11 protein-coding genes are annotated in these 14,513 nt (G+C 56.6%); 7 read left to right on the top strand and 4 right to left on the bottom strand.

Translation table 11 applies throughout. The features are described from left to right. Nucleotide 1 precedes the first annotated feature (1 nt). The 3 genes from ACRARG_RS15835 to ACRARG_RS15825 all read left to right on the top strand — a co-directional run bounded on the left by ACRARG_RS15835 (nucleotide 2) and on the right by ACRARG_RS15825 (nucleotide 7,330). Nucleotides 2-4,372 (top strand): Eco57I restriction-modification methylase domain-containing protein, encoded by a 4,371-nt coding sequence (locus ACRARG_RS15835; RefSeq protein ID WP_432690980.1) that lies wholly within the window; start codon nucleotides 2-4, stop codon nucleotides 4,370-4,372. 3 nt (nucleotides 4,373-4,375) lie between these two features. Further along, complete coding sequence (locus ACRARG_RS15830; RefSeq protein ID WP_432690979.1) at nucleotides 4,376-5,125, top strand: HNH endonuclease; 750 nt, start codon at nucleotides 4,376-4,378, stop codon at nucleotides 5,123-5,125. 75 nt (nucleotides 5,126-5,200) lie between these two features. Then, the gene (locus ACRARG_RS15825; protein WP_432690978.1) at nucleotides 5,201-7,330 is read left to right on the top strand and encodes a GmrSD restriction endonuclease domain-containing protein; all 2,130 of its coding nucleotides are present in this window, start codon (nucleotides 5,201-5,203) and stop codon (nucleotides 7,328-7,330) included. A 62-nt stretch (nucleotides 7,331-7,392) separates the two neighbouring features. Here the strand turns inward: ACRARG_RS15825 and ACRARG_RS15820 are convergent, their stop codons facing one another. Further along, nucleotides 7,393-7,590, bottom strand: a complete 198-nt coding sequence (locus tag ACRARG_RS15820) for a hypothetical protein (RefSeq protein WP_054463755.1) — start codon at nucleotides 7,588-7,590, stop codon at nucleotides 7,393-7,395. Between the two features lie 298 nt (nucleotides 7,591-7,888). Further along, nucleotides 7,889-8,125 (bottom strand): helix-turn-helix transcriptional regulator, encoded by a 237-nt coding sequence (locus ACRARG_RS15815; protein WP_432691380.1) that lies wholly within the window; start codon nucleotides 8,123-8,125, stop codon nucleotides 7,889-7,891. A 265-nt stretch (nucleotides 8,126-8,390) separates the two neighbouring features. On the opposite strand from ACRARG_RS15815, the gene ACRARG_RS15810 reads away from it, so the two are divergent. Both ACRARG_RS15810 and ACRARG_RS15805 read left to right on the top strand, forming a co-directional pair. Beyond that, nucleotides 8,391-8,987 (top strand): DUF6088 family protein, encoded by a 597-nt coding sequence (locus ACRARG_RS15810; protein WP_051371964.1) that lies wholly within the window; start codon nucleotides 8,391-8,393, stop codon nucleotides 8,985-8,987. A gap of 2 nt (nucleotides 8,988-8,989) precedes the next feature. Beyond that, nucleotides 8,990-9,997: a nucleotidyl transferase AbiEii/AbiGii toxin family protein gene (locus ACRARG_RS15805; protein ID WP_432690977.1), complete on the top strand. Its 1,008-nt coding sequence runs from the start codon at nucleotides 8,990-8,992 to the stop codon at nucleotides 9,995-9,997. Nucleotides 9,998-10,071: 74 nt separating this feature from the next. Here ACRARG_RS15805 and ACRARG_RS15800 read toward each other — a convergent pair whose 3' ends face one another. After that, nucleotides 10,072-10,935, bottom strand: coding sequence for a hypothetical protein (locus tag ACRARG_RS15800; RefSeq protein ID WP_432690976.1), 864 nt, complete (start codon nucleotides 10,933-10,935; stop codon nucleotides 10,072-10,074). 481 nt (nucleotides 10,936-11,416) lie between these two features. Here ACRARG_RS15800 and ACRARG_RS15795 point away from each other — a divergent pair, with 481 nt between their 5' ends. Beyond that, on the top strand, nucleotides 11,417-12,265 hold the full coding sequence (locus ACRARG_RS15795; protein ID WP_432690975.1) for a glycoside hydrolase family 25 protein: 849 nt from the start codon (nucleotides 11,417-11,419) through the stop codon (nucleotides 12,263-12,265). 13 nt (nucleotides 12,266-12,278) lie between these two features. Here the strand turns inward: ACRARG_RS15795 and ACRARG_RS15790 are convergent, their stop codons facing one another. Then, nucleotides 12,279-13,256, bottom strand: a complete 978-nt coding sequence (locus ACRARG_RS15790; RefSeq protein WP_432690974.1) for a LysR family transcriptional regulator — start codon at nucleotides 13,254-13,256, stop codon at nucleotides 12,279-12,281. 154 nt (nucleotides 13,257-13,410) lie between these two features. On the opposite strand from ACRARG_RS15790, the gene chvE reads away from it, so the two are divergent. Continuing rightward, a complete protein-coding gene (chvE, locus tag ACRARG_RS15785; RefSeq protein ID WP_432690973.1) occupies nucleotides 13,411-14,475 on the top strand; it encodes a multiple monosaccharide ABC transporter substrate-binding protein in 1,065 nt (354 codons plus the stop codon). Nucleotides 14,476-14,513 lie beyond the last annotated feature (38 nt).

Below are 14,513 nucleotides of genomic sequence, written 5' to 3'. Positions count from 1 at the left end.
CATGGCCAGAATTACAAAAAGAGGTAAGCAATCCCGCCGCGCTGCTCGCCTAGATTTTGCGGCAATTGAAGTTGTTGGCGGTCTTCTACCAACAGATGTGATCGCCCAAATTGCAGCTGGTGATGCAGCCGAACAAAGTGATGAACGCTACGGCATTCCCAAGGGCCTAAAGCTTCGGGATGAAATCGCTCGCTTTTATCAGATCGCCCATGCTCACTGGGAAAGCTTTGAGGCTGCCAAGGGGGCTAATGCGTCTGCTCCTATTGGCTTCGTGCAAAGCCTGCTCTCAGAATGCTTCGGATTCAAAACCCTTACAAAGTCGGCTGGCAAGCAGATAGCTGACCGAACCTTCCCTGTTAACTTTTCTGCAGAAAATGGACGCATTCCGGTCATCATCGCCCCTTCTGCTCCCGCTGAGAGCAGAAAAACTGGTATCGATGAAGCCCTTTCCCAGTTTGGGGATGATACTCGGAGACGGTCGGCAACGCAGCTCCTGCAGGAATACCTGAACGCCGATGAAGATGCTTTATGGGGTATCACCTGTGATGGTAGCGTGCTGCGTATCATGCGGGACAATGCAAGTCTCACACGACCGGCCTGGATCGAAGTGAACTTCGAGAAGATCTTCACAGAAGGGCTTTTTCCCGACTTTTCCGCAGCATGGCTTATCCTTCACGCTTCCCGATTTGGCGTCGAAGGCACTAGTCCGTCCGACTGCCCGCTGGAGCGTTGGAAAGAGCGGAGCCGTCTCGATGGTGCAGCTGCAAAAGACAATCTGCGCTTGGGCGTGGAAGCTGCACTGATTGAACTGGGGCGAGGATTTATCCAACATCCCTTCAACTCGGAGCTGCGAGACCAGCTCCAGTCAGGCGAGTTAAGACGCCAAGCCTACTATGAAGAACTATTGCGGCTGGTTTACCGCATCATCTTCCTATTCGCGGCAGAAGACCGCGACCTCTTGCATGCCCCAAATACCAGCGACGCCGCCCGAAAGGCCTATCTTGGAGGGTATTCATTGCACCGCCTCCGAGAACGCTGCGTTCGCAACGCCTCTCTCGACAAAAATATTGATGCTTGGGAGGGGATGAAATCCCTCTTCAAAGCACTTTCGGACGGACAGCCTGCTCTTGGGCTGGTTGCTCTTGGCGGGCTCTTTGACCCAGACAAACTCGAACATCTTGGCAACTGCAAGATCGACAACAAACGCTTCTTAAAAGCGATCTGGCGGGTGGCTTGGTTCCGGCCTGAGGGCCAATCCATGACCAAGGTGAATTGGCGTGACATGGAAACCGAAGAACTGGGGTCAGTCTACGAAAGCCTGCTGGAACTCACACCAGAGCTGAACCTCGAGGCGAGAGATTTCACCTTTGCGGAAGGCGATGCGACCAAGGGAAACGCCCGCAAAGTGTCAGGCTCCTACTACACACCAGATTCTTTGGTGAAACTTCTTCTGGATACCACGCTGGATCCCGTGCTGGATGCAGCGGAGGCACGAAATCCAAACGATCCAGTCTCCGAAATCCTTAAGCTTTCGATGATCGACCCAGCTTGTGGGTCCGGTCACTTTCTTCTTGGAGCCGCCCGAAGGGCCGCTGCCCGCATCGCGCGTCATCGGATGCCCGGAGCCATTTCACAAGAAGTCTTCCAACATGCCCTGCGTGAGGTCGTCGGGAATTGCATATACGGGTCCGACAGGAACCCAATGGCGGTTGAACTCTGCAAGGTGGCCTTGTGGATCGAAGCACTGGAACCAGGCAAGCCGTTATCCTTCCTCGACGCCCGCATCCAATGCGGTGACAGCCTGATCGGGATCTTCGACTACGAAATGCTAAAGGCCGGTATCCCAGACGATGCTTACAAGGCGATGTCCGGCGACGACAAAGAAGTGGCCAAAGCCTATGAGCGCCTCAACAAGGACGAACGCGACGGCAAGGCCGCGTCGGGCTTTATCAAAACTCTCGCAGCTCCGGCTGAGATCATCGATGGCGCACGGAAAATCGCAGCCATGCCCGAAGATACGCTGAAGGAGGTCAAGACCAAGGCGCGTGCATTTGCCAAGTACGAGGCGTCTGACCAATGGCAGCGCTTGAAATTGGCCTGCGACATGTACGTGGCAGCCTTCTTCACACCCAAGGTGTGTGAAGAGCCTTCCGCCCGAACGTTGGTTGACATGCCCGTGCCGACGACAGGTGCGATGTGGGAAGCGTTAAGCGGCAAAATCCGGTCCGATATCCTGCAAGACAATGCCCACAGCGTCTCTGACCAGAACAGCGCTCTACATTGGCCACTGGCCTTCCCGGCCGTCATGGCGCGAGGCGGCTTTGATGCCGTCGTAGGAAACCCGCCGTGGGAGCGTATCAAACTTCAGGAGCAAGAGTTCTTTGCCTCACGGGATACGGCGATTGCGACTGCAAAGAACAAGGCCGCGAGGGACAAGCTGATCAAGGCCTTGTCTGCAGCTGAGGACGGCACAGCTGAACGCGATCTCTTTCTCGAATTTGAAGCGGCGAAACGTGCGGCAGAAGCCGCCAGTTTCTTTGTCCGCAAGTCGGGCCGGTTTCCCTTGTCCGGCGTCGGTGACGTCAACACCTATGCGCTTTTCGCCGAGCATTTTTCACGCCTTGCCCGTCGAAACATGCAGTCGCAGAAGGCTCCCCAAACCTCACTGCTCCAGGCGATTGCGGACACAGGCGGGGTTCGTGAAGCCCCTTCTGGCCGCGCAGGGATGATCGTGCCGACAGGCATTGCCACGGACAGCTCCACCAGTGCGTTTTTTGGCGACCTGGTAGCAACGAAACGCCTTCGAGCCATCATCGATTTTGAGAACAGAGAAAAGCTCTTCCCAGCGGTCGATAGCCGTATGAAGTTTTCCATCCTAGCGATCGGGCCTGCCGATAAGGCCGATTTCGCGTTCTTTCTTCAAAACCCCACAATGTACGAAGAGAAGGAACGCCGCTTCACACTCTCACCCGAACAAATCGCGGCCATCAATCCCAACACAAAGACTGCCCCCGTCTTTCGGTCGCGCGCCGATGCAGAATTAACTGCAAAGCTCTACGGCAAAGCGCCTGTTCTGATCGAAGAACGGCCTGACAATCCGGAAGGCGACAAGAACCCCTGGGGGATCAGCTTCCAGACCATGTTTCACATGTCGGGCGATAGCGGATATTTCCGTGGTTCGGACGACCTCGCGAGGACAGGCTTCGCCCGCAACGGCACCGATTGGGAACACTCAGACGGTCGGCGCTTTGTGCCGCTCTATGAGGCCAAGATGATCCACCACTACGATCATCGGTGGGCGACCTATGAGGGTGAGGATGAAGATCAATCCACACGCGATGTCACCCTTGAAGAGAAACAGGATCCGAACTTTGAACCGACCCCGCGCTATTGGGTACCGGAAGATGAGGTTGACCTGCGGGCGTCCCGTGTGCCGACGCGTTTGAAATCGGCATTCCGTAAGGAAGAGGCCGAAGCCTGCCTTAAGGTTCTTGCAGAGTGGGTCTTGGGATCGACCCCAAGCTTGAGCCCGCACAACCCTATCGCATCCCTGCGCGATATTCAGGCGCATCTGACAAACGTCTTGGGCCCGCAAGCGACATCCACCAGCGTTGTGGGCAGAAGCCTGCAAAACTGGCTCAGCGCCTCCGCCCCTCGCGGGGTGGAGATGCAGCGCTACACGCCGCTGAACGAAGACGACCTCGCCTTTATCAAAGACTATGACGGGCGATGGCTGGAGCTGACGGGGGACCTGATTGGTCGGAAAAAGCCGCGATGGTTGATGGGGTTCCGAGACATAACGAACTCGACAAACGAACGAACCATGATATCGGCCATTCTTCCGTTCGCCGGAGTAGGCCACAAGCTGCCACTGGTTTTTCTTCCTAGCGATGCCATCGAAGCTTCTAAGCTATTGGCTGGCTTCACTTCCATTGCCTTCGACTTTCTTGTTCGCCAGAAGTTGGGGGGAACTTCGATGACCTACACCTACTTGAAACAGTTTTCATTCATGCGGCCAGACGAGTTTGAATTTGATGATCAGAAATTCGTCAAACAACGCGTTCTCGAACTCACCTATACCAGTCAAGCGATGCGCCCATGGGCCGAAGATCTTGGTTACACCGGAGCCCCCTTCGCCTTTGACCCTGACCGCCGGGCTCAGTTACGAACCGAACTCGATGCTTTCTTTGCCAAGAAATATGGTCTGACCAAAGACGAACTGCGCTATGTGCTCGATCCGCATGACATCAAGGGGGAGGATTACCCGTCGGAAACATTCCGTGGCTTGAAGACCAAGGAAATGAACGAGTTCGGGGAATTCCGCACGCGGCGGCTCGTCCTTGATGCCTTTGACCGGATGACGGGGGGCTGACGTATGGACCTCAGCCTTCGTAATCGTCTTGAGAAATCTGCCCTCGACCACGGGTTCTCAATCCCCCTTGGCGAAAGCGATGGCTGGCTTTGTTTTCAAGGCCATGCAGTCACTGCTCGGCTTGCCTTGACCACGGATGATACAGGGCGCTTTTTCGTTGGCACCTCACATCGGGGTGTTGGCCGCGAACTGTCGAGCGAGCTCTCCCCCGCGCCGGTCGCGCATGCGGGTTTTGACTGCTTCATCGCCCCCAGTTCTGGCGATCTGTTCCGCATCATCGGCCGCATCTGGGCGCTCGCGCGTTCCCTGCCAAACGAACCCCTGGCAGAATTCGAACGGCTGCTTCAAGAGGGGCCTTCCAGCACCGAGGTGGAACGACTGCGCAAGGAACGGATCGGGCAGAATGTGTTTCGCTCGGCCCTGATGGACTATTGGGAAAAATCCTGCGCTGTCACCGGTGTCCAGAACCCGACGCTGCTACGCGCGAGCCACATCATTCCCTGGGCCAAATGTGAAAGCGACGAAGAGCGCCTGAACGTGCATAACGGCTTGCTTCTGGTCGCCACGCTAGACGCCGCCTTCGACGCTGGTCTGGTGTCCTTTGATGACGGTGGGAACATTCTGATCTCGACGAAAGTCTCAGACGTGGATCAAGTAGCTTCCGGGATACTGCCGACGATGCGTTTGACCCGCTTGAATGACGAAATAGCGAAGCGCCTGAGCTGGCATCGCACCAACTTGTTTGAAGGGTGATGGCATGCCGCAAGAGACAAACTCGCACGAGTTGCAACGGATCGATTGAAGCGCAAGATTTAGACGGACGGACGAATGAATAATCAGCCAAAGCCAGATTCAAAGACATATGATGACCTGATCTCGGACGTCAAAAAGGGCATCATCAAGGTGCCCAAGTTCCAACGGGATTTCGTCTGGGACTTGAAGGCAACTGCCAAGCTTCTGGATTCTATCCTCAAAGGTTATCCCATCGGAACCTTCATCCTTTGGGAAACGGATCAACGCATCAACGATATAAAGAACATTGGTGGCTTTGATCTGCCTGAGACGCCCGTTGGGCGCAATGTTCAGTACGTCCTTGATGGGCAGCAACGCATCACCTCCCTCTTCGCGGCCTATCTCGGTGCGCAGATCAGAAAACCCACCGAGAAAAAGGTGACCGACTACAAAGACATTGTCGTGAACCTGGAAGAGAACCTCGAGGAGAAGGAAAAGGACATCGTCACCGTGAAAGACGAGGCGGAGGTTTTCATACCCCTGCATGACGTTCTGAACTTTGACTACCAGATGGGCAATGAACTGGAACAGCGTGGTTTTGAGAAAACGCAAATCAATCAGATCAGTGCGTACTCCAGCGCCTTTAAGACTTATGCGTTTTCAACGGTCACCCTTCGACAGAACGATATCGAGTCCGCCATTGAGGTGTTTACTCGAATAAATACGGGGGGAAAGGTTCTCACGCTTTTCGAAATCATGTCGGCCAAGACCTACGACGAAGCTGCTGATTTCGACATGCAGGCCCGCTGGGAGAAGTTCCAGAAAAAACTTAATGACAGCAAGTACGAAAACATTTCTCCCTCTGTTCTTCTGCAAATCCTGAGCCTCGTCATAAGCGAGTCGAAGGAGTGCAAGCGAAAGACGATCCTTGGCCTGGACAAGGCCGACATCATTGCAAGGTGGGATGATGTCATCTCTGCGATCGAGAAGACCATCGACCACTTCCGAACAGTTTTGCGGATACCTGTTTCCCAAATCTTGCCCTACGACACTCTCATCGTGCCTTTTGCCTATTTCTTCTTGAAAACGGGCAAGTCACCCAGCGGGCAGCAACGGAAATATCTGGAAGAGCTCTTCTGGCGTTCTTCCTTATCGCTGCGGTATTCATCGGCAACTGAATCCAAGCTGGCGGCTGATATCAAGAAAGTTGATTTAATAATCGCAGGGCAGCGGCCAGCTTACCCCGAGTTCAAACTTTTCATCAATTCAGCTCAAGATCTCCGTGAAACAGACTTCTCGACCGGGAACGCGATCTGCAAGTCGATCCTGTGCATTCTAGCATATCATGAACCAAAAGATTTCGACACAAACGGTAAGGTGCTTCTGGATAACTCATATCTCAAAATCGCTAGCAGTAAGAACTACCACCATTTCTTTCCGAGAGCATTTGTCCGCAAGCATGGCAGCGATGCAGAGACCCCCTATGCCAACTCGATTGTGAACATCACGTTGGTCAGCGCCGAACTGAACAAGAAGCGGATCGGCGCAAAGGCCCCCTCGGTTTATCTAGCAGATTTTGCAGATGAGAATTCAGAATTAAAGCATGCGCTGAGCAGCCATCTCATCGAGTTGGATGATGCCTCAGTTGTGCAAGATGATTTTACTGCATTCCTGAAGCATCGCTCAGAAGTGCTCTATGCCGAGATCTTGAAGCGCATCGAACCATCCGAAGCCCCCACGCAGATCGACCCCATCCATGAGATGATCCTCGAGGGCGAGGGCCAGCTGGTAGAGTTCAAGTCCACCCTACGATACGACATGCGTACTGGCGAAGTGAACAAGAAGCTCGAGCATGTGGTCGCCAAGACAGTTGCGGCATTCATGAATTCTGACGGTGGAAGCCTCTTCATTGGTGTAGATGACCATGGGAATGCCATTGGCCTCGAACTCGACTGCGGCACACTTTCAAAGAAAGATCGGGACGGCTTTCAACTCCACATTGCTAATATCTTCGACAAGTACCTCGGCAAGGATGTTATGAAGCTCTGGAAGCTCAACTGGCCAACCTATGATGAGAAACAGATTTGTCATGTTGAAGTCACAAGGGCGAACAAACCCGTTTACGTGATTTCAGAAGGTAAGGAGGAGTTCTTCGTTCGCAAAGAAGGATCATCGCAGCCTCTTTCTCGTGCGGAAGAGCATGAATGGAACAAGGGACGCTTCTGAGAAACGATCGTGAGCCTAGAGCAACGGGAAGCCAGGGCGGGCAACCCGCCCTGGCGCTAAGGTCACTCGGTGACCGGTTCTTCATCGCGGCGCGGGAAGGCGACCATTTCGACGTCGGGGAACATGCTGTGTTTGACGTTGATCGACGTGATGTTGCCGCTGTCGTCGGTGTTGACGAAGAGGACGCCGCAGCGGTCCCAGAAGTTCTTGCCGTCTTTTTCGCCGGATTTGACGTTCAGTTTCAGAGTTTGAGTAGCCATTTTTTGATCCTCACTTTGAGTGTTTCGGTGAACATGATCAAAGCTGGCACCAAGGGGCTGTCAGCGAGAAACTTGCCTCGCGAGGAATGCGCTGGCGCAGGGGAATTTTCTTGTTGAAGCGGGGACTGCACCGCGTCCGGCACGGCTGCCCGCTTATGTTCAGCAATCAGAAACACGGCGCTGAGGATCTGAGTTAGGCACTCACAAACTGAACGGAGTCGTCATGCTGCGTCACAAGAGCTGAGGACCAAGAAAAACCGCTGCGGCTTGATGGCGATCACTCCGTCACTGCGGGGCTTCAGTCGAGTATGTTGTCAAAATCAGATGCTGTGCCCTTGCTGCGTGTTCTGACTAAAAGCTCTAAGTCGAGGGCTGCCAACAGCGCCAAGATCGTGTCGAGCTTTGTACCGCCCCGCCCGGCCTCAACTTTCGATATCGTTTCCTGCCAAACACCGCTGCGCGTGGCGAGATCGGCCTGCGTCAAGTTTTTCTCTCGGCGAGCCTGACGGATCGCATGTCCAAGATCTCGGGGAATTCGAACGAAGTTCTGCCAGTCAGCCTCCAGCGCCGCCTATGATGCCTAGATCATAAATCCCCTGTATGATCTAGAGATCATAGATGCAGCAGTCTAGCCCACGACAACTTACGCCGCAGCGTAATTTTTCGAATTTTTCCCTGTAGCGTAAATTTTGCACCAGATCTCCTCTTTGCCCTATGCCAGTTGCACCTACCGAGGGGTTGTTCCATGGCCCGTTGACTTTCAGAAAAACATACCATATTTTCTGACAAGGAGTTCGAACATGATTACGTCAAACATCAAGCAACGCATCATCGGAAAAGGTCGCGGCGCAATCTTTGCGCCGACCGATTTTCTCGACATCGGATCCCGCGCAAGCGTAGATCAGGCCCTGTCACGCCTTGCTGATCAGGGTGTGATCCGCCGACTGACGCGGGGGCTGTATGACTACCCGAAGAAGAGCCCGCGCTTCGGATTTCTGTCGCCTTCCGCCGATGACATCGCAAAAGCTGTTGCTCGAAAGGACGGTCAGATCTTGCAACCTTCTCCTTCGATGGCTGCCAATCAGTTGGGCCTTTCCACTCAGGTACCATCCAAGCCGACCTATATGACCGACGGCCCAACCCGCACTAAGAAAGTTGGGCGGCAAGTCATCCAGTTCCGCAAGGCATCCCCCAAAACATTGGTCGGCGCAGGACATAAGACTGGGGTTGTCTTCCAAGCGTTGCGTTATGTCGGCAAAGACCGTGTGGACAGTCAAATCGTCGACCGCCTTGCACGCGCACTGGACGACAATGATCGGAAGCTCTTGGCAAAGCAAAGCAGGCACGTCCCTGCATGGATGCACCCCGTCGTGCAACAGATTGTTGCACACGCTTAAGCATGGAAAATTTCGCCAACGACGCACCTGAACTCAGAGATGAAGCCCTTCAAGAAACTGCAGCGCAGCTTGGAATGTCGAAGGCAATCATCGAAAAAGACTTCTGGGTTTGCTGGTCCCTAAAGCAACTCTTTGCACTGCCAACTTTTGGCGAGCAAATGATCTTCAAGGGCGGAACTTCCCTGTCCAAAGCCTACGACGTGATCCACCGTTTCTCCGAGGATGTGGACCTCTCGTTAGACCGCGAACAACTTGGGTTTGTAGGCGACCGTGACCCAGAAGGCCCGGACCTATCGGGCAAGAAGCAGAAAAGGTTGCTTCAGGAACTGGAGGAAGCGGCAAAAGAAGCCGTCGGAGGCCAACTTCTGGCCGAGATTCAAACAGCATTTGGCTCCAGTCTAGAACAAAGCTTCACGCTATCGGTCGACCCCAGTGATCCGCAAACCATTCTCTTTGCGTACCCTGCGTTGGCAGAAAGCGATGCGGGCTATGTCAAACCGGTTGTACGCTTTGAATTCGGTGCCCGTGGCGTCCAGCTGCCCGCTGAGCAGATCGACATTGCGCCTTACCTGCATCAGGCTTTTCCCGATCTTCTGAAAGACGGTCTGGTCGGCGTGAAAGTGTTGGGGGTCGAGCGCACGTTCTGGGAAAAAGCCACCATTTTGCATATGCTCTTTCATCAAGATGCAACCAAACCCCTCGCAGATCGCATGTCCCGCCATTACTACGATATGGCGCAGCTGATTGGACACGAAGCCAAAAAACGTGCTCTCGAAAGGGTCGAGTTGCTGAACCAAGTCGCGCATCACAAGTCGGTATTTTTCAAGTCCGCCCGAGCAAACTATGAAGAGGCGAAGCCCGGCTCCTTGCGCTTGACCCCAAACGCCGAACTCGCTGCCGCTCTTCGAAATGACTATGTCGGGATGCGGGAAATGATCATCGGTGACGCACCAACCTTCGATGAAATCATCGCTACGATCGAGACCTTCGAGACCGAGATCAACAGTTGACCAGGGCGTGCAAACCCTCGACGGCGTTGCCCTGAGTTCAAGCGCACCAAAAACGCAGTTTACGCCGATCCTTTTCACGCCTGCAGCCCCGCAGCACGAACCTGTTCGGGCGTCACCAGCTTTGACGCGATCAAGTCCTCGATCTGCCGGTTGGTGATGTGGCGGCACAGGGGATGGCGCTCGTGGATCCACTCGGCGAGGCTCGCACGGCCTTTGGCTTCGGCCTCTCGCGCCTTCTCGCGGTCGGCCTGCACCTGGGCAAGCCCCTTCTCCCACCGGCGCATCTTGAACCAGTTGTCGGAGAAGCAGACCTTGCTGCGCGTGTAGCCTTCGCTTTCCTTGGCATAGGCTTTGATCGCTTGCTTCAGGTCATCGCGCTCCACACCGGCTTTCACAGCCGCTGCAATCAGGCGCAGAGTAGTCCGCCGGTCTCGGATCCTGTCTTCGGGATAGGCCGCCAAGATCCTCTCAGCTTCAATATCCTCAACCTCCTCCGCCGCCTCGCGCCTGCGCGTAGGTGGTTTATGGATGGTTTTAGGATGGTTTGGGGTCCACCGTGAACCCCGTACCCCGTTCACCGTGGACCCCGTACCGGGTTCAGGCTGGACGGGGTTCACAGTGACCCCCGTCTCAATATCGGGCTCGGCCGTGGGGTCGAGCGCCGCCACACGTTCCAGAACGATGCGGTAAATGACGGTGTAGCCATTCTTGCATTGCCGCCGCCCTGTCTCGATCAGAATGCCTTCTCGCAGGAAGTCGATGATGGTGCGCTTGACCGTGCTCTCGCTGAGCTCTGTGTGGCGCTGGATCGTTCCCTTGGAGCACCAGATGCCCGAGCCGTCATCGCTCGCCTTGTCAGCCAGGAACATGATGATCTGCTTGCGCGCAGCGCTGCCAAAGCGGCGCTCGGCACATTCGTTTGCGATACGCCAGCTCATTGGATCACCTCACCGGTCAGAGGCCATGAAAAAGCAGACTGAGCGTTTGCGAAGAGACACTGGCCCATGCTAGTGTTCGTTGGAAGCTGACAGGCTTTTTCTATTTGGCCCCGGTTCACAGTTGCCGCTGTGACGGGGCCTTTTTCGTTTTGAACCGGCGAATTTGGCTTTGAAACTTTCGCTTTTTGTTCACTTTTTGTCAGGGGGTGTTTTGCACCCTTAAGCCGTTGTTTTCGCTTACGCTCTTTCTGGATTGCAAATCCGTGTACACCGGTTCGATTCCGGTACTCGCCTCCAATACCGCCGTATCCCGGTTTCTTTCTTCACTTCACTGCCGATCGCGGCCTGTCGCCGAGGGGCTAACCCTGTTAAGCCACATGACGAGCAGGGTATCGTCTCCGGCATCGGAGATCACCCCGCTGTCAGTGGCAAGTGCCACTGTTCAGCAATTGAGCCGCGATAGGCAAAGGGTGAGGGCAGTATGGCATTCTATCCGAAATCGGTGTCCCGGCTTCTGGCTGTTGTCGTTCTGGCGCTTGCCGGTCTCGCGACGAGCTGCGGCCGGACGCCGGAGCCAAACGTCCGCCCGCTGGTGACCGGGCAGGCGCTGGACCCTGCCCAATACCGGGCGCCGGGCATTCCCGCCCGGTTTGGCGATCGCGATCCGCATGACTGGTCCGGCCTTTCGCCGGACCGGTATGCCGTGCATGGCCTTGACGCCGCGCGCTATCAGGGCCGGATCGACTGGGCCGAGGCCCGTCGCGCCGGTATCCGGTTTGCCTGGCTGAAGGCGACCGAGGGCGGCGATGTTCTGGACCCGGGGCTGGCCGAGAATTCCGGACCGGCGCGGCGTGCCGGCGTGCCCGTGGGCGCCTATCACTTCTATTACTTCTGTCGGTCCGCACGTGAACAGGCGGACTGGTTCATTGCGAATGTCCCGCGGCGTGCGGGAGATCTGCCACCGTTGCTGGACATGGAGTGGAACCATACCTCTCCCACCTGCCGGTTGCGGCCCGAGGCCAGCGTGGTGAGAGCCGAGATACAGACCTTTGCCCAGATCGTCGCGCGCCATTACGGAACGGCACCCGTCATCTATACGACGCCGGATTTCTATCGGGAGAATGACCTGGGCCGGCTGCGCGGGTTTGATTTCTGGCTGCGGTCCGTCACAGCGCACCCGTCCGAGCGGTACCCGGAGGAACGATGGACCTTCTGGCAATATAGCGGGACCGGTGTGGTGCCCGGTGTGAACGGGATCGTGGATCTGAATGCCTTTGCCGGGTCAGAGACCGACTGGCAACGCTGGCTTTCGGCACGATCGCAAAGGTAGCGGCGGCAGCCGGTCACCCGCCGGAGCGGTCCAGCTGGGCAATCTTGCGCCGGATCATGTTGTGGACACGGTCCACCGTCGGCGGCGCCTCGTGGTCGCGCAGGCGGATGAGGGAATAGGAGACGACCTCCATCTCTTCGGCGAGATCGAGACGGCGGATGCGCCCGCCAAAGGCCGTTGGCGAGGCGTAGAAATCGGCCGCCGCCCGGGCAATCGGAGCGAGAGCGTTGGTTTCGCAGATGATCGCCAGTGTCAGCAGCAGCGAGGATGTGCTGAGAATGCGCTCCGGCGGGCGGAAGCCATTGCGCAGCAGATAGTCTTCGGATGTGCGGCGCAGCAGGCCGCCCTCGTCCTGCATCACCCAGTCGAAGGCCAGGCAATCCGCGATGACCGGCCGCTCGACCCGGGTCAGCGGGTGGTCCTGTCGCGCAATCAGCGACACCGGCTCCGGCCCGATTTCTTCCAGCGTCAGCAAACGGGGGTCGAGGCCCAGCGGCACGCGCCCGATGTAGAAATCGAGATCGCGCGCCAGAAGCGCCTCCCCCAGTTTGTCACTGGTATCGACCAGGACCGACAGTTCGATATCCGGATAAGTGACCCGCAGTTCACGGATGACCGGCAGCACCATTTCAACCGCCGCGCCGGTCACGGCGCCAATGCGAACCGGCCCGCGGGTGCCGGAGTTGAGCGCCGCAATCTCATCGCCCGCCTGATCCAGCCGGCGCAGGACATCGCGGCCCCGGACCGCCAGCGCCCGGCCGGCCGGCGTCAGGGAAACCCCTTTTGCGTGCCGGGTACAAAGCTTTGACCCCACAGTTTTTTCCAGCTCCGACAGGATGCGGGATGCGGCCGGCTGGGACATCGCCACCTGCGCGGCAGCGGCTGATACCTGCCCGGTGTCCTCCAGGGCCACGAGAAGGCGCAGTTGCGGGAGTCGCAGTCCCCGGCGGATCAGGTCGTCGCGCAGCGTGTTTTGTGGTGTTTCGCGCATAGGTATATCACTTTCGATATGCTACTGGCAAATTTTTAGATTTGATTGGTATAGCATCTGCGCGCAGGGTCTGGCTACGCCTGAAAAATGGAATCAGGTGCACGCAGAACAGGCGCCCCGCAAACAAAGCCCCGGGCGTCAAAGGGAGGACATCATGAATTTCACCAGACGCGCCCTGGGCGCGACCGCGCTTGCGCTTGTCATCGCCTCACCCGCTTTCGCGCAGGACAAGGGTTATGTCGGCATCGCCATGCCCACCAAGTCGTCCGCACGCTGGATCGACGACGGCAATAACATGGTCAAGCAGTTCGAAGAGGCCGGCTATGAGACCGACCTCCAGTATGCCGAGGACGATATCCCGAACCAGCTGGCCCAGATCGAGAATATGATCACCAAGGGCGTGAACGTTCTGGTCATCGCGGCCATCGACGGCACCACGCTGACCTCCGCGCTGGCCAATGCCGCCGCCGCCGATATCAAGGTCGTGGCCTATGACCGCCTGATCCGCGATTCCGGCGATGTGAGCTATTACGCCACTTTCGACAACTTCAAAGTTGGCGTGCAGCAGGCCACCACCATCGTGGACGGTCTGAAAGAGCGGTTCCCGGATCAGAAGCCGTGGAACGTCGAACTCTTCGGCGGCTCGCCGGACGATAACAACGCGTATTTCTTCTACAACGGCGCCATGTCCGTGCTGGAACCGATGATCGAATCCGGCGATATCGTGATCCCCTCGGGTCAGATGGGCATGGATACGGTCGGTACGCTCCGCTGGGATGGCTCCGTGGCGCAGGCGCGAATGGATAACCTCCTGTCTGCAAACTACACGGACAAGCAGGTGCACGGCGTTCTGTCGCCCTATGACGGGCTCTCCATCGGCATCATCTCCTCCCTGCAGGGTGTGGGCTATGGCTCCGGCGATCTGGCGATGCCGATCGTGTCGGGTCAGGACGCCGAAGTGCCTTCGGTCAAGGCGATCCTGCGTGGCGATCAGTATTCGACGATCTTCAAGGACACCCGGGAACTGGCCCGCGTGACCGTGGGCATGGTCGATGCGCTGCTGGCGGGTGGCGAGCCGGAGATCAACGACACCGAGACTTATGACAACGGTGTGAAGGTCGTTCCTTCCTACCTGCTGGAGCCGCTGCCCGTCACGGCTGCCAACTGGGAAGAGATTCTTGTCGGCTCCGGCTATTACGAGAAGAACGAAATCGAGTAATAACCTCCCGGCCGGCGGCCTTCCTGCCGGCCCACCTC

It is taken from the genome of Pseudooceanicola profundi, from assembly GCF_050897955.1.
In the GTDB taxonomy this organism is placed as follows: domain Bacteria; phylum Pseudomonadota; class Alphaproteobacteria; order Rhodobacterales; family Rhodobacteraceae; genus Pseudooceanicola.
Note: the sequence above shows the minus strand (reverse complement) of the source record. Positions and strands in the feature narration are given on the sequence as shown.